Annotated in this window: 17 protein-coding genes; 1 reads left to right on the top strand and 16 read right to left on the bottom strand. The window is 58.0% G+C overall.

Features of this window, described 5'->3' with window-relative positions; translation table 11 throughout:
- Positions 1-299: 299 nt before the first annotated feature.
- From glmS to LC059_RS08120, 7 genes are all read right to left on the bottom strand, one after another.
- On the bottom strand, positions 300-2,129 hold the full coding sequence (gene glmS, locus LC059_RS08150) for a glutamine--fructose-6-phosphate transaminase (isomerizing) (protein ID WP_226703352.1): 1,830 nt from the start codon (positions 2,127-2,129) through the stop codon (positions 300-302).
- A 37-nt stretch (positions 2,130-2,166) separates the two neighbouring features.
- Complete coding sequence (locus LC059_RS08145) at positions 2,167-2,928, bottom strand: DeoR/GlpR family DNA-binding transcription regulator (RefSeq protein WP_226703351.1); 762 nt, start codon at positions 2,926-2,928, stop codon at positions 2,167-2,169.
- A 77-nt stretch (positions 2,929-3,005) separates the two neighbouring features.
- Positions 3,006-4,193 (bottom strand): dihydrolipoamide acetyltransferase family protein, encoded by a 1,188-nt coding sequence (locus LC059_RS08140; protein WP_226703350.1) that lies wholly within the window; start codon positions 4,191-4,193, stop codon positions 3,006-3,008.
- A complete protein-coding gene (locus tag LC059_RS08135; protein ID WP_226703349.1) occupies positions 4,190-5,227 on the bottom strand; it encodes an alpha-ketoacid dehydrogenase subunit beta in 1,038 nt (345 codons plus the stop codon). Before LC059_RS08135 ends, LC059_RS08140 begins: the two co-directional genes overlap by 4 nt.
- Positions 5,224-6,333, bottom strand: a complete 1,110-nt coding sequence (pdhA, locus tag LC059_RS08130) for a pyruvate dehydrogenase (acetyl-transferring) E1 component subunit alpha (RefSeq protein WP_226703348.1) — start codon at positions 6,331-6,333, stop codon at positions 5,224-5,226. The genes LC059_RS08135 and pdhA overlap by 4 nt, the downstream gene beginning before the upstream one ends.
- 88 nt (positions 6,334-6,421) lie before the next feature.
- A complete protein-coding gene (gene glmU / locus LC059_RS08125; RefSeq protein ID WP_226703347.1) occupies positions 6,422-7,783 on the bottom strand; it encodes a bifunctional UDP-N-acetylglucosamine diphosphorylase/glucosamine-1-phosphate N-acetyltransferase GlmU in 1,362 nt (453 codons plus the stop codon).
- Positions 7,784-7,882: 99 nt separating this feature from the next.
- Positions 7,883-8,680 (bottom strand): formate/nitrite transporter family protein, encoded by a 798-nt coding sequence (locus LC059_RS08120; RefSeq protein WP_226703346.1) that lies wholly within the window; start codon positions 8,678-8,680, stop codon positions 7,883-7,885.
- A 291-nt stretch (positions 8,681-8,971) separates the two neighbouring features.
- Between LC059_RS08120 and LC059_RS08115 the strand changes: the two genes are divergently transcribed.
- Complete coding sequence (locus tag LC059_RS08115) at positions 8,972-12,298, top strand: amidohydrolase family protein (protein ID WP_226703345.1); 3,327 nt, start codon at positions 8,972-8,974, stop codon at positions 12,296-12,298.
- A gap of 78 nt (positions 12,299-12,376) precedes the next feature.
- Here LC059_RS08115 and LC059_RS08110 read toward each other — a convergent pair whose 3' ends face one another.
- The 9 genes from LC059_RS08110 to atpE form a co-directional block, all read right to left on the bottom strand.
- Positions 12,377-13,831, bottom strand: coding sequence for a tetratricopeptide repeat protein (locus LC059_RS08110; RefSeq protein WP_226703344.1), 1,455 nt, complete (start codon positions 13,829-13,831; stop codon positions 12,377-12,379).
- Between the two features lie 31 nt (positions 13,832-13,862).
- Positions 13,863-14,921: a patatin-like phospholipase family protein gene (locus LC059_RS08105; protein ID WP_226703343.1), complete on the bottom strand. Its 1,059-nt coding sequence runs from the start codon at positions 14,919-14,921 to the stop codon at positions 13,863-13,865.
- 132 nt (positions 14,922-15,053) lie between these two features.
- The gene (locus LC059_RS08100) at positions 15,054-15,473 is read right to left on the bottom strand and encodes a F0F1 ATP synthase subunit epsilon (RefSeq protein ID WP_226703342.1); all 420 of its coding nucleotides are present in this window, start codon (positions 15,471-15,473) and stop codon (positions 15,054-15,056) included.
- A 67-nt stretch (positions 15,474-15,540) separates the two neighbouring features.
- Complete coding sequence (atpD, locus tag LC059_RS08095) at positions 15,541-16,938, bottom strand: F0F1 ATP synthase subunit beta (protein ID WP_226703341.1); 1,398 nt, start codon at positions 16,936-16,938, stop codon at positions 15,541-15,543.
- 38 nt (positions 16,939-16,976) lie between these two features.
- A complete protein-coding gene (gene atpG / locus LC059_RS08090) occupies positions 16,977-17,837 on the bottom strand; it encodes a F0F1 ATP synthase subunit gamma (protein ID WP_226703340.1) in 861 nt (286 codons plus the stop codon).
- A gap of 71 nt (positions 17,838-17,908) precedes the next feature.
- Positions 17,909-19,453: a F0F1 ATP synthase subunit alpha gene (atpA, locus tag LC059_RS08085; RefSeq protein ID WP_226703339.1), complete on the bottom strand. Its 1,545-nt coding sequence runs from the start codon at positions 19,451-19,453 to the stop codon at positions 17,909-17,911.
- A gap of 53 nt (positions 19,454-19,506) precedes the next feature.
- Complete coding sequence (locus LC059_RS08080) at positions 19,507-20,040, bottom strand: F0F1 ATP synthase subunit delta (protein WP_226703338.1); 534 nt, start codon at positions 20,038-20,040, stop codon at positions 19,507-19,509.
- Between the two features lie 11 nt (positions 20,041-20,051).
- Complete coding sequence (locus LC059_RS08075) at positions 20,052-20,522, bottom strand: F0F1 ATP synthase subunit B (protein WP_226703337.1); 471 nt, start codon at positions 20,520-20,522, stop codon at positions 20,052-20,054.
- Between the two features lie 54 nt (positions 20,523-20,576).
- Positions 20,577-20,825 carry a F0F1 ATP synthase subunit C gene (gene atpE / locus LC059_RS08070; RefSeq protein WP_010131056.1) on the bottom strand — a complete coding sequence of 83 codons (249 nt, stop codon included), beginning with the start codon at positions 20,823-20,825 and terminating at the stop codon, positions 20,577-20,579.
- Between the last annotated feature and the right edge of the window lie 87 nt (positions 20,826-20,912).

Raw genomic sequence — 20,912 nt, 5'->3', positions numbered from 1 at the left:
CGTCACTAAAAAGGGGAGAGTATTGGAAATACCTTATTAAATAGTACGTTCGTAAAACTTAGAAAGTGTTTCGAATTTATGTTTACCAATAAATGAAACGATGGTTCCAAGAAATTTGAGTAAGAGGTTTCGTTAACTGGAACATTTGTTCTAAAAATTATAGAAGTCGCAGTTTGAGTGGCTAGAACATAAAGGGATTATTTAAAAATGGATAAGTTCGGTATCAATCATATAAATTGAATACCGCAATAAAAAAATGGGCCGCATTAGCGGCCCATTTTTTACTTTAATGCCAAGGTTTATTCTACGGTGACCGACTTCGCCAGGTTGCGAGGCTGATCGACATCGGTGCCTTTCAGCAGCGCGACATGATAGCTCAGTAGCTGTAGTGGTACCGTGTACAGGATTGGCTGCAAGCTCTCCGGCGCATCCGGGACTTCAACAACCGTAAGCCCTGATTCGCTTTTGAATCCCGCTTGTGGACTGGCAAAGACAAACAGTTCGCCACCGCGCGCGCGCACTTCCTGCAGGTTGGATTTCAGTTTCTCCAACAATTCATTATTGGGGGCAACAACGATGACCGGCATATCTGCATCCACCAGTGCCAGCGGACCGTGCTTCAGTTCGCCGGCGGGGTAGGCTTCGGCGTGAATGTAGGAGATTTCCTTCAGCTTGAGCGCACCTTCCAGCGCAATCGGGTACTCGACGCCGCGACCTAAAAAGAGCGCGTGATTTTTTTCCGCGAAAGCCTCGCTGGTGGCTTTCACCAGGGCATCCAGACCGGTGAATTTTTCCATCAAGGAAGGGAGCTGGTGCAGCGCAGTCACCAGTCCTGCTTCTGTTTCAGCATCCATACCGTTGGCTTTGGCCAACGCGATGCAGAACAGTTGCAGGGCTACCAGCTGGGTGGTGAAGGCCTTGGTAGAGGCGACACCGATTTCCGGGCCAGCTTCCGTCATCAGGTGCAGTTCGGACTCGCGCACTAGTGAGCTGTTGGGCACGTTGCAGATCGTCATGGAGGCCAGATACCCCAGTTCCTTGGCCTGGCGCAATGCTGCCAGAGTATCCGCGGTTTCACCGGACTGGGAAATTGTGACAAACAGGGTCCCCGGACGCACCGCGGTTTTGCGATAGCGGATTTCGCTGGCCACTTCGACCGAGCAGGGCACCCCGGCCCAGTCTTCGATCCAATAGCGCGCGACCAGGCCGGCGTGATAGCTGGTACCACAAGCGACGATCTGTACCTGTTTTACCTTGGGCAGGATTTCATTGGCTGCGGTACCCAGCGCCTGAGAAAGTACCGAGTGCTCACCAATGCGGCCGGCCATAGTGGCTTCGACCACTTTCGGCTGTTCAAAGATTTCTTTCTGCATGTAATGGCGATAGCGCCCCTTGTCGGCGGCGTCATGACCGCCCTGCAGTTTGTTTACCGGGCGGCTCACTTCAGCACCGGTCTTGTCCCAGATGGCAATGCCGTCGCGAGTGACTTCGGCGATGTCACCTTCTTCGAGGAAAATAAAGCGGTCGGTAACCTGCTGCAGGGCCATGGGGTCGGAGGCGATAAAGTTTTCGTCATAGCCGACGCCGATAACCAGAGGGCTGCCGAGACGGGCGCATACCAGGCGCTCGGGTTCGGTGGCGCAGACGACGCCAAGAGCGTAGGCGCCGTGCAGTTTTTGAGTGGCAGCGGAGACAGCCTGAAGCAGATCGCGGTTGTCTTTGGCGAGGTCGTGGATCAGGTGGACCACGACTTCGGTGTCGGTTTCGGACTGGAATTCGTAGCCTTTGGCGACAAGTTCGTCGCGCAATTCTTGATAGTTTTCGATGATGCCATTGTGCACTAGGGCGAAATTACCGGAGACGTGCGGGTGCGAGTTTTTGTCCGACGGTACACCGTGGGTGGCCCAGCGGGTGTGGGCAATACCAAGCTGGCCTACGGTGGGGTTATCGTCGAGGGCGGATTCAAGGTCGGCAACCTTGCCCTGGGTTTTACGCAGTTGCAGTTTTTCGTCGCCGTTGACAAGGCACACGCCAGCGGAGTCATAGCCGCGGTATTCCAGACGGCGGAGACCTTCGAGCAAGATTCCAGTTACATTGCGTTGGCCCAGGGCGCCTACGATTCCACACATGTTGTCTTACCTCGGTAATTCTTAAGTTTCTAATTCTTTAATTCACTTCTGCGCAGATAACCCGCAGGCCTCTGCTTTCAAGCTGCGCACAGACCTTGTCTTCGATACCGGTATCGGTCACCAGGGTGCCGAACATTTCCCAGCTCAACTCCAGATTGGGAATACGTCTCCCCACCTTGCTGGACTCGGCCATCACTACCACTTCGCGAGCGACATCGGCCATGACGCGGGACAGGCCGATTTGCTCATTGAAGGTGCAGGTACCGCGTTCCAAGTCGATGCCATCGGCACCAATAAATGCCTGGTCGAAGTCGTAGCCCCGCAGTACCTGCTCGGCGACCTGGCCCTGGAAGGCTTCGAAGTGGGGATCCCAGGTGCCGCCGGTCATCAGCAATGTAGGTTCGTTTTCCAGCTCCCGCAGCTGGTTGGCGACGTGCAGGGAGTTGGTCATGACTACGAGTCCACGCTTGTGGTTGAGTTCGGGGATCAGTCCGGTGGTGGTACGGCCGTAGTCGATGACGATGCGGTTGTGGTCGCGGATGAGTTCAGCAGCGGCGCGGCCAATGGCACGCTTGGTCTGGGACAGGGCATCTTCGGCGACCAGTTCCCTGGGCAGGGGGATAGCTCCGCCGTGCCTACGCAGCAGCAGGCCGCTGTCTTCCATCGCCGCCAAATCCTTTCGGATCGTAACCTCAGAGGTTTCGAACTGGCGCGCCAGTTCTTCAACACTGCCCTCACCGGCTTCATTGATGAGGCTTAGTATCTGGTGACGTCTTTGCTGGGTATTGCGTTTGGACATGCTGGCATAACTTTCGTTTCGAAAGATAAGCATAGCAAAATGAAACCTGAGATCACACCCCGGATCGCCTGCCAGAGTTATTCGAGGTGATGCTTCAGGGCCTTGAGAAATCTGGCGAGTTCGCCACCAGTGACGGCGCGATGATCGGCGGTGACAGACAGAGGGAGCAGTTTGCGCACGCGGGCCTTGCCCTTGTGAGGCAGCACGGCCTTGTGGCTGCGGCCGGCACCGACGATGCATACCAGCGGTGGCACCACAACCGGGGTGGCGAATCGGCCGGCGAAACTGCCGAAATTGGAAAGGTGGATGGTGGCCCCCTGAAGGTCTTGCTGTGGGATGGCGCCTTCGGACGCTTGCTGTTTAAAACGGGCGATCGAAGCCAGTAGTGATTCATCCGAGTGGGCACCAACATCTTTGAGCACCGGAACGAACAGGCCTCTGGGGGCATCCACCGCCAGGCCCACATTGACCGGGGTTTTCGGTTCCAAGACTTCGCTTTCAAAGTGCGCATTTAGATTCGGCTCGTCAACCGCGGCCCTCGCGATGGCCTTGAGCAGGCGCAGGGTGACGCTTGTGTCCTTGGGCCAACCGGAGATGTCCACCTCGTCGAACAGGGTCATGGGGCAGACCTGGTCGCGGGCACGGTTCATGGCAACTGTCATAGCGCGACGGACGGACGCCATTTCACTGGAGGCGGGTGAGGATGGCTTGTCTTTCCCCTCGCGAACCGGGTGTTCGCTACTTTTCGCTGGCTTTTCGCTCCACCTGGGCAGGTTTTCGCCACGAGCCGCGGCGCGCACTTCCTGTTCGCTGAAACGGGCACCGGATGGATGCAGGCTTTCCAGGTCGACACCGAGGCGGCGGGCGAGGGCACGGATGGCAGGCGTGGCGCTGCGGGGACGGTGGGTTACCGGTCGTTGTTCAACGGCGAGGGCCTCGCTGCCCTGCTCGATTTTGCCAACCACGGTGCCACTGTCACTTACGTCTTTGGGAGCGGGTTTGTCATGGGCTTGTCGCGCTTCCGTCGAACTGTCGCCCGCAAAACCGATCAGCGGCTGTCCGGTTTCCAGTGTCTCGCCTTGTTTGGCAAACAGGCGCTCCACGGTACCGGAATACGGTGAGGGCACTTCCACCAGCGCCTTGGCGGTTTCCACCGTGACCAGGGTCTGGTCGGCAGTGACGCGATCACCTTCTCCCACGTGCCACTCCCGGATCACGGCGTCCGGCAGGCCTTCCCCCAGGTCGGGCAGTTTAAAGGTCTTCATTTTCTGCCCTCCCGCCCAGATTGCCGGGCATAGTCGAGGGCGACCCGGGCGCCTGCCAGTATCCGCTCGACGCCAGGCAGGTAGGCTGTCTCCAGTTGGTAGTAGGGCATCACCGTGTCGTAGCCAGTGACCCGCTGAACCGGGGCATCCAGCAGGTCGAAGGCATACTCCTGTATCTGCGCGGCAATCTCCGCACCGAGACCACCGAAGCGTGCGGCCTCGTGGATTACCACGCAGCGGCGGGTTTTCTCCAGGGAGTCGATAATGCTGTGGATATCCAAAGGCTTGAGGGTGGCGGGATCGATAACTTCCGCCTCGATGCCCTGTGTCGCCAGCCGCTCTGCGGCGGCGAGGGTTTCCTTGATACTGGCGCCCCACGCAACCAGGGTGAGATCTCGGCCTTCGCGCAGTACGAATGCACTGTCCAGGGGGAGGGCTTCGCCGTTGTCTGGAACCGGCTGTCTGGCGGCGCGGTATATCCGCTTGGGCTCGAGGAACAGTACCGGATCCGGGTCGCGGATGGCGGCAAGCAACAGCCCATAGGCGCGCGCCGGGGAGGAGGGGACCACCACGCGCAAGCCGGGAATATGCGCGAACATCGCCTCGGTGCTTTCGCTGTGATGCTCCGGTGCGTGAATTCCACCGCCGTAGGGCGCTCTATAAACAATGGGACAACTGAGCCGTCCTCGGGTGCGATTGCGCATGCGCGCAGCGTGACTGAGGATGTGGTCCAGCCCCGGGTAAATGAACCCCATAAACTGGAATTCCGCGACTGGCTTCATGCCCTGCGTCGCCATGCCCACGGCGATGCCGGCGATCATGTTTTCCGCCAATGGCGTGTCCAGTACACGGTCCGTGCCAAAGCTGCTCTGCAAACCATCGGTTGCGCGGAATACACCACCATTCGCGCCGATATCCTGCCCAAATACCACCACATCCGGGTCGTGCTTCAGCTCGTACGCCAGTGCCTGGGTGACCGCCTCCACCAGGGTAATCGGACTGGATTGTTCTCCCGCCTTCGCGTGCTCACTCATTGGCGCTCCACCCCCGCCTGCTCATCCCGCAGCTGGTCATACTGTTCGTACAGCCCCTCCGGTAATTGCGCGTAGAGATGATCGAAAATGGCGGTCGACGGCTCCGGCGCGCGGGACTCCCAGTTGTTTAGCGCCGCTTCCATAGTCTGCGCCAGCTCCCGCTCCATATCCTGCTGGTTGGCGTCGCTCCACAGATTCTGATTACGCAGGTAAGTTTCCAACCGCCTTATCGGCTCCCACTGCCACGCCTGCTCCAGTTCTTCCGCGCTTCGATATCGACTGGCGTCATCGGCAGTGGTGTGGTCGCAGAGTCGGTAGCTAAGGGCCTCGATTAGTGCCGGTCCGTCCCCGCACCGGGCCCGCATCATGGCATCGCGCACAGCCCAGGCCACGGCGACGATGTCGTTGCCATCCACCTGCAGGGCGGGCATGCCGGCGGCGATGGCTTTCTGGGCAATGGTTTGAGTGGCGGTCTGCGCAGTTCTCGGCACTGAGATGGCCCATTGATTGTTATTCACCACAAACACCATCGGCAATTTCCACACCCCGGCGAGGTTCATGGCCTCGTAAAAATCACCCTTGGATGTGGCACCTTCACCGGAGCTGGCGACAGCCACCTGTAACGGTTCCCCCCGTTGTTGGTGGCGGTGCCTGAGGGCAAAGGCTACACCGGCGGCGTGCAGCATCTGGGTGGCAATGGGCACGCAGATCGGCAGATCCTTGCGCGCGTGCTCAAAGTTTTGCCCGCGCTCGTCACCACCCCAGATGGCGAGAATCTCCTCGATCTCCACACCGCGCTCCAGTAAAGCACCGGTTTCGCGGTAATAGGGGCAATAGATATCTTCAGCCATCAGGGCGTTACCGGTGGCGACGCCAATGGCTTCCTGGCCAAGAGTGGAGGGGTAGGTGCCGAGGCGGCCGGTGCGCTGCAGTTTGACCGCGCGATCGTCTACCAGCCGGGCCAGCTGCATCTGGCGGAGACAGTAGGTGAGCCAGTCGGGCGTGGCAAAGTCAGGCAGGGGCTGAGTAGCCCGGCCCTGTTGATCCAGATACTGGAGATAGGCGATATCGAAGGAAGCCTGGAGCTGCAGGCGGGGTTTGTGCATCGGCGGGTTTCCTGGGATTCCGATGCTTTTAGTGTAGTTGGGGGAGATAGGTGGATGCGCATGGCGCATCCACTTAAAAAGGGATGGATCAGCTTTTCTTGGTCGGTCGCTGCCAGCCGGAGATATTGCGCTGCTTGCCGCGGGCCACAGCCAGTTCGTCAGCGCTCACTTCACGGGTAATGGTTGAACCAGCACCAATCGTTGCGCCGGCACCTATTTCCACCGGGGCCACCAGGGCAGAGTTGGAACCGATAAAGGCGCCGTTACCGATGACGGTTTTGGATTTGTTTACACCGTCGTAGTTACAGGTAATGGTGCCGGCGCCAATATTAACGCCTTCACCCACCTCGGCATCGCCGATGTAAGACAGGTGGTTCACCTTGCTGCCGAGACCGATCTTGGCTTTCTTGGTCTCTACGAAGTTGCCCACCTTGGCACCATTGGCCAACTCGGTACCCGGGCGCAGGCGGGCGAAGGGACCGACTGTACAGGCTTCACCAAGGATTGCCTCCTCAATAATGGTATTAGCCTCCACTAAGGTGCCTGCGGCCAGCTGGCAGTTCTTCAGCAGGCAGTTGGGGCCAATTCGAACATTGTCGCCGAGGGTGACCTCACCTTCGAAGATACAGTTGATATCAATGGAGACGTCGGAGCCGCAAGTCAGGGTGCCGCGCACATCAATGCGCGCCGGATCCAGCAGCGTGACACCGGCGGTCATCAGAGCATCGGCGATATCGGCCTGCAGTGCGCGTTCCAGCTCTGCCTGTTGCGCTCGGCTGTTTACGCCGGCGACTTCGTTGGGATCGTCAGCGATCACACCGGTAACAGCGATGTTTTCGCTGACCGAGCGCGAGATCACGTCGGTCAGGTAGTACTCACCCTGAGCATTGTTATTCGAAAGTTCCGGCAGCCATTGGGCCAGCAAATTGGCGGGAGCCGCCAGGATGCCGGTATTGATTTCGGTGATTTTCAGGGCCTCGGCATCTGCATCTTTCTGCTCGACGATAGCCTGTACCTGTCCCGCGTCGTCGCGCACGATGCGACCATAGCCTGCAGGATCATCCATCATCACCGACAGCAGAGCCGGGCCGCTTGCGGAAGCCTTGAGCAGATCCTGCAGGGTTGAGGTTTTCACCAGTGGCACGTCGCCGTAGAGAACCAGCACGGTGGCGCCTTCGCGGAAATTTGGAATCGCCTGGGCCACCGCGTGACCAGTTCCCAGCTGCTCAGTCTGCTCCACAAACTTGACGCCGCTGTCGGCAAAGCGCTCGCGCACCAGCTCTGCACCGTGGCCGATGACCACGGTGGTCTCGACGTCACCCAGCGCCTGGGCCGCGCCGATCACCCGCCCCAGCATGGGCACACCACCAATGGGGTGCAGGACTTTGGGCAAGTCGGAGCGCATGCGGGTGCCTTTGCCGGCGGCGAGGATTACTACGTCGATCGTCATGTGGGTACCTAGATGGGGGCTAGTTCGGTTAAACCGGGAGCGAATTGTCACGAGTTGAACCAATTACCGCAAGCCAGGAGGAAATTTCGGGGAAGTGCGTTAGTGGCTGTTGCGGATGGAGCTGTATTTTACCCGACCGACAAATACCGAACCGCCGATGATATTGCCCGCCGTGGCAAAGGCGAGGAACTGCAACACATCTGCCAGCCCCACGGTGGTGTCTTTCGCAAACCAGGCACAAAACATCCCCACGGCGCCGGCGATACAGTGCGGCAGGCCGCCCAGCCCAATCACAAAAGTGATGATCGCGACCACCGTGATACGGCTGATGGTTTCGGCGGACGAGGTCACCATCCAGGCCAGCTGCCCCATCAGCCAACCGGCAAAAATGGCACCGAGAAACTGCCCGGATAAGCCGTCGGCGACCATTTTCTGCCCGTAATAGGAAAATACGGATTCATCGAAACGGTCTGTCATCCCGACGAACTGGACGAACAGGGCGCTGAACACGATGGCCCCGAGCATGTTGCCCGCATAGATAACCCCCCATACCCGTAACAACTGGGGCAAGGTTTTCCTCCCATCCAGTACCGGCAAGATTGCCAGGGTGGTGTGTTCGGTAAATAGGTCCGAGCGGCCGATGATCACCAGCATAAAACCCACCGGGTAGCTGAGTGCAGCAAGCAGGTACATTAGCTGATGGGAGATACTGGCGTGAAAGTGGCTGTAAAACGCCGCTATCAGAAACACACTGAAGCCGATCTCCATGCCCGCCGCCATGGATGAGAGCAGCAGTGACCGATTGTTGCGTTGGTATTCCCGCAGACTCTCATCCATCTGTTCAGACAGAATCTGGCGATCACTCTTGGGCCTGTCGTGACGCTTGTGGTGACTCATGGGGTGATCCGCGGTTGACCAGGTGTGCAGTTGCAGCACCCTTTTATCTCATTCTAGTCACGGCCTCGCGGGGTCTCGGACAATGTCATGCCCGTTCATGGTCCTGGAAAACGCAGGCAAAAATCCTGCAGCCGCTGGATTTGCCGAGTTTTATCCCGTTCGGCGCAGTTTTGTTGCCTATCCGCTGTATTTCGGTAATTTGACTGCAGATTACTCTTCGGCGCCGCTCGACCCGGGCGCGACCGATCCGTACTTCAACTCCAGTAACTCCAATTACCCCGGGGAGCCCACATGATAAAAACCAGAATGCGCAAGCTCGCACGCCTGATCGGCGGCGCCAGTCTTGCCCTGACCCTGCCGCTGGCCGCGGCGGCGGAGGAAGCCAAGAAGGAAGCGGAAAAATGGGATGTGAACAAGCCGCCCTTCGAGTTCAAGGCCATACCCCTGGACACCCGCGAGACCACCTGGAGCAACCTGGACATCAGCCCGGACGGCGAGACCATCGTCTTCGACATGTTGGGCGACATCTATGAAATGTCGATAAATGGTGGCGAAGCTAAGGCGATCACCAGCGAAATTGCATGGAACATCCAGCCGCGCTTTAGCCCGGACGGCAAGTCCATCGTATTTGTCAGCGACCGCGACGGCGCCGACAATCTCTGGATCATGGACCGCAATGGAGAAAACCTGCGCCAGCTGACCACCGAGCGAGAAAACCTGGTACACGCCCCCAACTTCAGCCCTGACGGCCAGTATCTGGTTGCGCGCAAGGGCTTTATGAGTGGCCGCAGTATCCCCGCCGGCGAAATCTGGATGTACCACTACGGCGGCGGTGAAGGACGCCAGATCAAGGCACGCATTGGCGGTGACATTGCACAAAAGAACATCTCCGATGCGGTCTTTTCGCCGGACGGCCGCTACATCTATTACGCCATCGACACCACCCCGGGCACGGTATGGGAGTACAACAAAAACTCCACCCAGCAGATCTTCGCCATCAATCGCTACGACCTACAGGATGGCAAGGAAGAGACCTTCGTTTCCGGCCCCGGGGGTTCTATCGCCCCGGTGCCGTCCCCAGACGGTGAGAAACTGGCATTTATTCGCCGCCAGGACGACCAGACCTCCCTGTTCGTCAAAGACCTGAACAGCGGCCTGGAAGAGCCCATCTTCACCGGCCTCGAACGGGACCTGCAGGAAACCTTCGGCTCCCACGGTAACTACGTGCACTACGACTGGATGCCGGACGGCAAATCCCTGATCGTGTGGAGTGGCGGCAAGTTCCTGCGCATCAACGCCGACGGCAGCAGCCTGGAGAGCGGCGCGCGGGAAATCGTTGCACACATCAAGACCGAGAAGAAAGTCGCCGACGCGGTGCGCTTCCCGGTGGATGTGGCCCCGGAACAGTTCGATGTGAAGATGATTCGCTGGGCGCAGAAATCCCCGGACGGCAAGCAGATCGCCTTCCAGGCTCTGGGTAAAATCTACGTTCAAGACGTGAAAAGTGGCGAACGTCGTCGACTGACCCGCCAGGATGAGTACTTCGAGTTCTACCCGAACTGGTCCCGCGATGGCAAGCAGATCACTTACGTGACCTGGGACGACGAGAAACTCGGCCAGGTGCGGGTTGTTTCCGCGCGCAGTGGTCGGGGCAAAACCATCACCAGTGAACCCGGCCTGTATGTAGAGCCGAGCTTCTCCCCGGATGGTGAAACCGTGGCCTTCCGCCGCTTTACCGGCGGCTACCTGCTGAGCCCGGAGTACTCTCTCGAGCCGGGTATCTACCTGGCCGATGCAGACGGCGACTGGCAGCGCCGCATCAGCAAGTCCGGCTACGAGCCGCACTTCGGTGCCGACGACGACCGCATCTACTTCTCCGAGTACGTATATGGCGACGGCGGCAAGCGCTTGTTCAAGAGCGTCGACGCCAACGGCAAGGACGAGCGCGAGCACTTGCACGGTGCCGAGATCACCTCCTTCCGTCTGTCACCGGACGGCCGCTGGGTGGCCTTCACCCAGGACTTCAAAGCCTTTGCCGCACCGTTTATGCACACCGGTAAATCCGAGTCCATCGGCCCAAAGGCCAGTGCGGTAAAAGTCACCCAGGTGTCCAAGCGCGCCGGCGAGAACCTGCACTGGTCCGGCGACAGCCAGACCCTGGGCTGGGCCCACGGCCCGAAGCTGTACGAGCGCGAACTAAAAGACGCATTTGATTTTGTTGCCGGCGCCCCGGAACAACTGCCGGAGCCGGTAAGCGAGGGTATCGACCTCAGCTTCAAACAGCAGTTCGCCAACAGCGACAAGCTGGTGGCGCTGACCGGCGGCACCGTGGTGACCATGCGCGACGCGGAATCCGCTCAGGAAGTGATTGAAAACGGTGTGGTGCTGTTCCGCGGCAACCGCATCGTTGCAGTAGGGGCACACAACGAGGTGGAAATCCCCACCGGTGCGCAGCGCATCGATGTCACCGGCAAAACCGTACTGCCGGGGCTGGTGGACGCCCACGCCCACGGCGCCCAGGGCCGCGAGGAGATCATCCCGCAGCAGAACTGGAACCTGTACTCCAGCCTGGCGTTTGGTGTGACCACCATTCACGATCCTTCCAATGACAGCAGTGAGATTTTCTCTGCGGCGGAAATGCAGAAGGCGGGCATCATCAACGGCCCGCGTATCTTCTCCACCGGTACCATTCTTTATGGCGCCAAGGGCCCCGGCTACAAGGCCAAGATCAACAGCCTTGAAGACGCCGAGTTCCATGTGGGCCGCCTGAAGGAAATGGGCGCGATTTCAGTGAAGAGCTACAACCAGCCGCGCCGTGAGCAGCGCCAGCAGGTGCTGGAGGCGGGTCGCAAGCACGGCATCATGGTGGTGCCTGAAGGCGGTGGTAAGTACCAGCACAATATGAACATGATTGTGGACGGTCACACCGGTGTTGAACACTCGCTGCCCATCGCCAATATTTACTCGGATGTGCAGCAAATGTGGGGACAAACGAGCGTTGGCTACACCCCGACTTTCGTGGTGGCCTACGGCGGTCTCTCCGGCGAGTACTACTGGTACGACCGCACTGAGGTGTGGAAGAACGAGCGCCTGACCAGCTTCACACCGGACTTTATCGTCAACCCGCGCTCCATCCGCCGCCCCACCGCGCCGGACCATCACTACAACCACGTGAACGTGGCCAGCCACGCAAAACAACTTCGCGAAAAAGGCGTTACCGTGCATATCGGTGCCCACGGCCAACGCGAAGGTCTCGGCGCCCACTGGGAGATGTGGATGATGGCGCAAGGGGGCTTCACACCCTGGGAAGCCTTCCGTGCCGGCACGATCGACGGTGCCCGCTACCTGGGAATGGACAACGACATCGGCAGTCTGGAGCCGGGCAAACTGGCGGACATCATTGTGGTGGACGGCAACCCGCTGGAAGACCTTCGCCTGTCCGAGAAGGTGAAATACACCGTGATCAACGGCAAGGTATTCGACGCAGCCACCATGAACGAGGTGCAAGGCGAGGAGCGCCTGGCGTTTTTCCACGAGCGTTTGCCGGTCAGCGCCATGCCGACGCCAACGGCAGAAGCGATTCAGGAGAAGCAGGAGCGCCATCACTGGGTGCACTGATTTTTCTGATTGGTTTGTAAAACAGAAAGCCCGCCGTTTTCACGGCGGGCTTTTTTTATTTGGTGAACACCCGGAAGTTTACTTTCTCCCCTCGAGCATCGCCTCCGCACGCGCGCGAAGATCTTCCGAGTGACTCCAGGCCACCACCCGCTCGAGATATTCCCGTGCCAATGCATCTTTTCCCAGATGGGCAAGATAAAACCCAATGGTGGCATTCAGGTTCAGGTGATTGGGATCCTGATGGTAAGCCGCCAGCATGACCTGTATGGCTTCTTCACTTTTTCCTTTTAGCTGGTAGGTGGTCCACAGGGCGCGATAAGCGGGAAGATAGTCCGGGCCCATCTGTACAGCGTTTTTCCCGTATTTCAACGCGGCTTCGTAAAAATAGTCATCCCATTTTCGCGTGAGCGTCAGAGCCTGCAAACGCAACAGATAGAAATTTGCGAGATTAGCGGCGGTGAGGTGGCTGAGCTGGCCGTGCTCACCGATGTCCTTAGCGACTTCTTCACCCAGTGTGTAATTCTTCCTCTGCGCCTCTATTACCGCCATCGCGGTAAGATTTTCCCGCCAGCCGAGACCTTGTTGCTCACTGCGCTCAAGGTACTTCATCGCCAGCTGCGGCTTACCGAAATCCACTGCCTCGTTGGCGAGTAAATGCAAGCGTTCGTTTTCGTTGAGTTTACGACGCGGGATGGAATAGGTGTATTCGGGGATATCCAGTTCGTGGCGGTGAATATCGTCGCGCATATAAGCGCGCATTCCCCGCTCCATTTCCTGTATGGTTTTTCCAAAATGCTCCTCGAATACCTTATGCGGATTTTCCCCCGCAGCCACCGCCTTCAGGTAAGTGCTGGTGGCCGCGCGAAAGTCCGGATGGCCTGCATTGTGCCCCAGCTGCAAGTAGTGGGTGAGCAACCAGGCGCTAGCGTAATAATTATTCCAGTAGCGGCTGTCGCCTTCGTCGTTTTGCGATGCAAGCGGGGGAGGGGAGAGCAATTGCTCGATACCAAGTGGCTCATCTTCGGCCCAGGCGCTCAATCGCCATTCCGGCAATCCGCCCACAAGCACGGTTTTTTTTCGCAATTCGGCGCTGGCCAGTAACTCGGCAAAACCCTCTGAATACCAGCGCGGGTAAGTAATGCCGCTGCGTTCGCGCATCAGGTGGTGGACGTATTCGTGGAAGATAAGGCCGGAACCAGAGATACCGTGGTCGCCATCACGGGAAAAGATGATCGGGCCTTCCCAGGTTTCTCGATAGAGCCCGGCGATCTTGCGGTCACCGGTAAATTTGCCGAACTCACGGGATTCGCGAAAGTGAAATACTCGCAGCTTTTTGTTTTCCGGCGTTTCCTCCTGACCGGTGAAGCGGATGGCCGTTCGGCGAAACCGTTCGAGATCGCGCATCAATGCATTAACACGTGGCTCGGGAACATCGGAATAGACGGTGAAGTTTTCCGACTGGTATTCGTACCAGTCATTGGCGGATGCACTACCGCACCCGATGGCAAAAATTACAAAAAGGGTTCTGAGCAAAACGCTTGTCTGCCGGAAGCGCTGCATGTCGCTAACTCGGGCTCACCATATCTTCTATCCATGTGCGCAGGCGGTAGGTTTCTTTTTCCCCCAGCTCGATTGCTTCTGCAGCGCGCGCATATTCATTGCCACCGATATCGCCTACCTTCGGTAGAATCAGCACATCCGGTGGCGATCCCATCATGCGCACGCGTTTGTGGCGCCGTTCAAGGATTTCCATGGCCTGCCGCATGGTGTCGAACATACCTGGCGGTGTCGCTCTCGCTTCGTGCCGATGGCGGAGATGGTGGAGTTGCTCACGTCCCTGTTCTACAAGGCGAGACAGACTGGCTCCGACACCGTTGCCGTTGGTTTTTTCATCTTCCGTTGTCACTTGGCGCTCAGTGTCGGTGGAACCACCCTCTGCTTGCGCAATGGATTCTTTTTCCGCTTCCAGCACCCGCTCGTCAAACTCCGTGGACTTTTCACTGACGACGCTGCGTACTTCACCTCGCTCTTGTTCCAGCAGGGGAGGCTTGTCTTCTGTTACGTCTACCGCGATTACCGTTGTGGCACCCATGGCTCGGCACACATCTACCGGCACCGGATTCACCACGGCGCCATCCACCAGCCAGCGCCCGGCAAGAGACTTTGGGGAAAGCAGGCCGGGAATGGAGCAGGAGGCGCTCACCGCGTCCTGTAAATTTCCCTGTTGTAGCCAGATCTCCTGGCCGCTGTGCAAATCGGTCGCCACAGCGGTAAAGGGCAGGGGAAGGTCTTCAATGTTTTCAAACTCGAAGCCATCAAAGAATTCACGGAAAGGCTTTATGCCGCCGATCACACCACCGCTCAGTGACCAGTTGATATCGAGCAGGGAGAACACCTTCCAGTTATCCAGCAGGCGCACCCAGTCTTCGAGCTTGCCGAGGTGACCGGCGGAATAGGCGGCACCAACAAAAGCACCCATGGAGGTACCGACGACAACATCCGGGCGCACACCCATTTCATTCAGCGCTTTCAATACGCCGATATGGGCAAAACCCTTGGCGGCGCCACTGCCAAGCGCAATGCCGATACGCGGTTTTCCGTTAATGGCATCCTGTGTCTTCATAATTTCCCGTTGCACTCCAACTTGCTCACCAATAATGGCCTGCCGCGTTGAAAAGTTAAATCGCGGGCACAAAAAAAGCAGCCGAAGCTGCTTTTTGTGACCTGCAGGAAAGCAGGTTGGTTCTCCACGCGATTACTTGCCAGCAGCCCTGCGGATCGCCTGCATGGTACGCAGACGGGCTTCGGCTTCGGCGAGTTGTGCGGAGATACGGGCGTAGTCGATATCTGCCGGAGCGCTGCGCAGGGCGTGTTCCGCCTCTTCGCGCGCCTTCTTGGCGGCTTCTTCGTCGATTTCGCGCTCGGCGAGATCGGCGAGGATGGTCACCATGTTCGGCTGGATTTCGGCATAGCCCCCGCTCAGGAACAGCACCTCTTCATCACCATTGTCTTTGATGATGCGTACCGGGCCAGGCTTGAGGTGGGTGAGCAGCTGTGCGTGACCGTAGGAGATACCGAGTTCCCCTTCCACGCCGCTGACAATCACCATCTTCACCAGACCCGAGAAGAGGGATTCCTCTGCGCTAACAATGTCGCAATGTACAGTCATAGCCATAAGGCTACCTCATTCTCAGCTGTTTGCCTTATAGCGCCGGAAAGCCTTCCGGCGCTACGCGCGTGCCTTACTTCTTGTTGGCTTTCTCGACGGCTTCGTCGATGGTGCCGACCATGTAGAAGGCCTGCTCTGGCAGGTGGTCGTAGTCGCCGTTCAGGATGCCCTGGAAGCCACGGATGGTTTCTTTCAGGGATACGTATTTGCCCGGTGCACCGGTAAATACTTCGGCTACGTGGAACGGCTGAGACAGGAAGCGCTCAATCTTACGCGCGCGGGCTACGATCTGCTTGTCTTCTTCAGACAGCTCGTCCATACCCAGGATCGCGATGATGTCCTTCAGCTCTTTGTAGCGCTGCAGTACAGACTGAACACCGCGGGCACAGTCGTAGTGCTCCTGACCAATTACCAGCGGATCCAGCTGACGAGAGGTGGAGTCCAGCGGGTCAACAGCCGGGTAGATACCCTTGGCGGCGATGTCACGGCTCAGTACTACGGTGGAGTCCAGGTGCGCGAAGGTGGTTGCCGGAGACGGGTCGGTCAAGTCATCCGCCGGTACGTATACCGCCTGGATAGAGGTGATGGAGCCAGTCTTGGTGGAGGTAATACGCTCCTGCAGAACACCCATCTCTTCCGCCAGGGTCGGCTGGTAACCTACCGCAGACGGCATACGGCCGAGCAGTGCGGATACTTCGGTACCGGCCAGGGTGTAACGGTAGATGTTGTCAACGAACAACAGTACGTCACGACCTTCGTCACGGAATTTTTCGGCCATGGTCAGGCCGGTCAGGGCGACACGCAGACGGTTACCGGGCGGCTCATTCATCTGGCCGTAAACCATCGCTACCTTGGACTTGGAAAACTCTTCGACGTTTACAACGCCAGCTTCCTGCATCTCGTGGTAGAAGTCGTTACCTTCACGAGTACGCTCACCTACACCCGCGAACACGGACAGACCGCTGTGCTCGGTAGCGATGTTGTTGATGAGCTCCATCATGTTTACGGTTTTACCTACACCGGCACCACCGAACAGACCAACCTTACCACCCTTGGCGAACGGACATACCAGGTCGATTACCTTGATGCCGGTCTCCAGCAGTTCAGTGGAGCTGGACTGCTCTTCATAGGTAGGCGCCGCGCGGTGGATAGAGGAACGCTCTTTCTCACCGATCGGACCACATTCGTCGATTGGGTTGCCCAGTACGTCCATGATACGGCCCAAGGTTTCGGTACCTACCGGTACGGAAACTGGAGCGCCGGTGTTTTTTACCGGCAGACCGCGGGAGATACCCTCGGAAGAACCCATGGCGATAGCACGTACAATGCCGTCGCCCAGCTGCTGCTGCACTTCCATGGTGAGGTCTTTACCCTCAACCACGAGTGCATCGTATACATTCGGTACGGCGTCGCGCGGGAATTCCACGTCGATGACCGCGCCGATAACTTGCACAATTTGCCCGTTACTCATTTCCCGATCCTCAAAGTTCAAATCTTTCGGCGGTCTGCTTAGACCGCTGCGGCGCCGCCAACAATCTCAGACAGCTCTTGCGTAATCGCTGCCTGGCGCGCCTTGTTGTAAACCAGCTGCAGTGCGTCGATCAGCTCACCGGCGTTATCGGTGGCGCTCTTCATCGCAATCATACGTGCCGCTTGTTCACAGGCCTTGTTTTCAACCACCGCCTGATACACCTGGGATTCGATGTAACGGGTCAGCAGACCGTCGAGAAGCTCGACCGGTTCTGGCTCGTACAGGTAGTCCCACTCGTGCTGCAGTTGCTCGTCTTCGTCTTTTTTCAACGGAAGCAGCTGTTCAATCTGCGGCTTCTGGGTCATGGTGTTCACGAATTCGTTGGACACCAGGAAAAGACGGTCGATTTCGCCATCGGCGAATTTGTCGAGCATTACCTTGACGGAGCCGATCAGCTGCTTGGCCTGAGGCTGGTCGCCCAGGTCGCGTACTGCGGCTACGACGTTGCCGCCGATGTTGTTGAAAAAGCTGGCCGCCTTGTTGCCGACTGCACAGATATCCACGCCCACACCCTGCTTGTCCCAGGAGTGCATATCGCGGATCGCTGCCTTGAACACGTTAATGTTCAAGCCACCGCAAAGACCGCGATCGGTAGATACCAGGATGTAGCCCACACGCTTGACTTCGCGTTCCTGCATGTAGGTGTGCTGGTATTCCGCACTGGCGTTGGCCACGTGGCCAATCACCGCGCGAATGCGGCTTGCGTAAGGGCGCCCCAGTGCCATGCGATCCTGAGCTTTGCGCATCTTGCTCGCCGCAACCATTTCCATGGCCGAGGTGATCTTCTGCGTGCTCTTGATACTGGCAATTTTTGTGCGTACTTCTTTTCCGCCTGCCATAGTCAGTTACCTTTTTGCCGGAAGTTAACCTGCAGGAACAAATCGCCAGACCTGTTCCTGCACATGGGTACTTACCAGCTACCGGTAGCGACGAACTTCTCGATCGCGGCCTTGAAGGCGTTGTCGATTTCGTCGTTGTAGTTACCGGTGCTGTTTACTTGCTCCATCAGCTCTGCGTGTTCGCTGTTCATGTAAGCGAGCAGGGCGGATTCGAAGTCCAGCACTTTGTTAACTTCTACGTCGTTCAGGTAACCCTTGTCAGCGGCGTAAACGGAAACAGCCATGTCCGCGATAGACAGCGGAGAGTACTGCTTCTGCTTCATCAGCTCGGTTACGCGCTCACCGTGATCCAGCTGAGCTTTGGTAGCTTCGTCCAGGTCAGATGCGAACTGGGAGAAAGCCGCAAGCTCGCGGTACTGGGCCAGGGCGGTACGGATACCACCAGACAGCTTCTTGATGATCTTGGTCTGGGCGGAACCACCAACACGGGATACGGAGATACCCGGGTTGATCGCCGGACGTACACCGGCGTTGAACAGGTCGGTTTCCAGGAAGATCTGACCATCGGTAATGGAGATTACGTTGGTCGGTACGAATGCGGAAACGTCACCCGCCTGGGTCTCAATGATTGGCAGTGCAGTCAGAGAACCGGTTTTGCCTTTCACTTCACCGTTGGTGAATTTCTCCACGTACTCGGCGTTTACACGCGCGGCGCGCTCCAGCAGACGGGAGTGCAGGTAGAAAACGTCACCCGGGTAAGCTTCACGGCCCGGAGGACGCTTCAGCAGCAGGGAGATCTGACGGTAGGCCCAGGCCTGCTTGGTCAGGTCATCGTAAATGATCAGGGCGTCTTCACCGCGGTCGCGGAAGTACTCACCCATGGTGCAGCCTACGTACGGGGCCAGGAACTGCATCGCAGCCGGGTCAGCAGCGCCAGCGGCAACCACGATGGTGTGGTCCATTGCGCCGTGCTCTTCCAGCTTGCGTACAACGTTGGCAATAGAGGACTGCTTCTGACCTACGGCAACGTAGACACACTTAATGCCAGTGCCTTTCTGGTTGATGATCGCATCGATCGCAACCGCAGTTTTACCGATCTGGCGGTCGCCGATGATCAGCTCACGCTGGCCACGACCAATCGGGATCATGGTGTCGACCGCTTTCAGACCGGTTTGTACCGGCTGATCAACGGACTGACGGGCGATTACGCCGGGGGCTACTTTCTCAACGGCGTCGGTCAGCTTGTTGTTCAGCGGACCTTTACCGTCAATCGGGTTACCCAGTGCGTCGACCACGCGACCCAGCAGCTCCGGACCAACCGGGGCCTCCAGGATGCGGCCGGTACAACGGCACTTCTGGCCTTCGGCCAGGGATTTGTAGTCACCGAGTACGATGGCACCAACGGAGTCGCGCTCCAGGTTCAGTGCCATACCGGTAACGCCGCCTTCGAACTCGATCATCTCACCGTACATTACGTCGGCCAGGCCGTGGATGCGGATGATACCGTCGGAAACGGAAACAATGGTGCCCTCGTTCTGGGCTTCGGTGCTCACATCGAGATTGTCGATGCGGCTCTTGATAATTTCACTGATCTCAGAGGGATTCAGTTGCTGCATGCTCTGTTCCTCGAATTCCCTTCCACCGCCGGAGCAGTAGAAGGGACGATAATTTAGGAGTTCATCGCCTCGGCGAGTTTGGCCAGTCGACCGCGCACGGTACCGTCGATCACCGTGTCGCCAGCGCGAATGATTGCGCCGCCCAGCAGGTTTTCATCCACCGCGCTGTGCAGGTGCACCTCGCGGGAAAATTTCTTGCTGAGAGCCTGGGTGAGGCGCTGGGACTGTTCGTCGCTGAGCGGGCGGGCAGAAACAACTTCCACTTCGAGAGTGGCTTCTGCCTGGGCCTTCAGGTCTTCGAACAGTTCGGAAATTTCCGGCAGCAGCGGCAGGCGGTGGTTTTCCGCCAGCAGCTTGATGAAGTTCTGCTGGGACGCGTTGAAATCGCCACAAACAGACAGGAATTTTTCCGCGCGCACTTCACTGGTCAGCTGCGGGTTATCCAGCAGCTCGCCAACTTTTTCGTTCTGGCTGACCGCCGCTGCGGTTGCCAACGCCTGGCTCCAACCGGAAAGGTCGGAGGCCTGTTGGGCGTGGGCAAAGGCCGCTTTTGCGTAGGGCCGGGCCAGAGTGCTGAGTTCCGCCATGGGTTCCTCGCTTACAGCTCGGCTGCCAGTTTCTCGATCATGTCATCGTGCGCTTTGGCATCGATGTTGACCGAGAGGATTTTCTCGGCGCCGGCAACAGACAGGGCAGCGATACGCGAGCGAAGCTGTTCTTTCGCACGGTTTACTTCCTGTTCGATTTCCGCCTGGGCGGCAGCTTTCAGGCGGTCGCCTTCGCTGCGCGCGGCTTCTTTGGCTTCATCAACGATCTGATTGGCGCGCTTGTTGGCACCATCGATGATTTCTGCAGCCTGAGCCTTGGCTTCTTTCAGTTGCTCGGCAGCTTTGCGCTGCGCCAGTTCAAGATCTTTTCCCGCGCGCTCGGCTTCTTGCAGACCGGTAGCAATTTTTTGCTCACGTTCCTGCATTACACCCAGCAAGGCCGGCCAGACATACTTCCAGCAGAACCATACAAAGGCGAAAAAGGTGATCGACTGGCCGATCAGAGTCAGGTTGATATTCACACCGACACCTCTTGCTCTTTCAAAAATGGGTTAAAGGGCAATTGGAACGGGGAATTAACCAGCCAGACCAGGAGCTACCGCGAAAATCAGGTACATAGCGATACCAACACCGATCATCGGTACGGCGTCGAGCAGACCAGCCATCAGGAACATTTTGCCCTGCAGAGCCGGAGCCTGTTCCGGCTGACGCGCAGAACCTTCCAGCAGCTTGCCACCCAGGGTGCCGAAACCGATAGCAGTACCCAGTGCGCCCAGACCGATCAGCAGTGCAGCAGCTACGTATACCAGACCTAATGCTTCCATTGTTTTCTCCAAAAGTAAGTTGAGAGTTGTTGAAGTTGATAGTGAGTGAAAAAAGTCAGTAAACCGACAAAACTTTTACATCCCCGG

The organism is Microbulbifer elongatus, from assembly GCF_020524885.1.
GTDB lineage: Bacteria > Pseudomonadota > Gammaproteobacteria > Pseudomonadales > Cellvibrionaceae > Microbulbifer > Microbulbifer elongatus_A.
The sequence above is the reverse complement of the archived record's forward strand: the minus strand, read 5'-3'. Positions and strand labels throughout refer to the sequence as shown.

Excerpts from the sequence above, each read along its gene's own strand:
- glmS (WP_226703352.1), bottom strand. The coding sequence starts at position 2,129 with ATGTGTGGAATCGTAGGCGCCCTGGGCCAACGCAATGTAACTGGAATC.
- LC059_RS08145 (WP_226703351.1), bottom strand. The coding sequence starts at position 2,928 with ATGTCCAAACGCAATACCCAGCAAAGACGTCACCAGATACTAAGCCTC.
- LC059_RS08140 (WP_226703350.1), bottom strand. The coding sequence starts at position 4,193 with ATGAAGACCTTTAAACTGCCCGACCTGGGGGAAGGCCTGCCGGACGCC.
- LC059_RS08135 (WP_226703349.1), bottom strand. The coding sequence starts at position 5,227 with ATGAGTGAGCACGCGAAGGCGGGAGAACAATCCAGTCCGATTACCCTG.
- pdhA (WP_226703348.1), bottom strand. The coding sequence starts at position 6,333 with ATGCACAAACCCCGCCTGCAGCTCCAGGCTTCCTTCGATATCGCCTAT.
- glmU (WP_226703347.1), bottom strand. The coding sequence starts at position 7,783 with ATGACGATCGACGTAGTAATCCTCGCCGCCGGCAAAGGCACCCGCATG.
- LC059_RS08120 (WP_226703346.1), bottom strand. The coding sequence starts at position 8,680 with ATGAGTCACCACAAGCGTCACGACAGGCCCAAGAGTGATCGCCAGATT.
- LC059_RS08115 (WP_226703345.1), top strand. The coding sequence starts at position 8,972 with ATGATAAAAACCAGAATGCGCAAGCTCGCACGCCTGATCGGCGGCGCC.
- LC059_RS08105 (WP_226703343.1), bottom strand. The coding sequence starts at position 14,921 with ATGAAGACACAGGATGCCATTAACGGAAAACCGCGTATCGGCATTGCG.
- LC059_RS08100 (WP_226703342.1), bottom strand. The coding sequence starts at position 15,473 with ATGGCTATGACTGTACATTGCGACATTGTTAGCGCAGAGGAATCCCTC.
- atpD (WP_226703341.1), bottom strand. The coding sequence starts at position 16,938 with ATGAGTAACGGGCAAATTGTGCAAGTTATCGGCGCGGTCATCGACGTG.
- atpG (WP_226703340.1), bottom strand. The coding sequence starts at position 17,837 with ATGGCAGGCGGAAAAGAAGTACGCACAAAAATTGCCAGTATCAAGAGC.
- atpA (WP_226703339.1), bottom strand. The coding sequence starts at position 19,453 with ATGCAGCAACTGAATCCCTCTGAGATCAGTGAAATTATCAAGAGCCGC.
- LC059_RS08080 (WP_226703338.1), bottom strand. The coding sequence starts at position 20,040 with ATGGCGGAACTCAGCACTCTGGCCCGGCCCTACGCAAAAGCGGCCTTT.
- atpE (WP_010131056.1), bottom strand. The coding sequence starts at position 20,825 with ATGGAAGCATTAGGTCTGGTATACGTAGCTGCTGCACTGCTGATCGGT.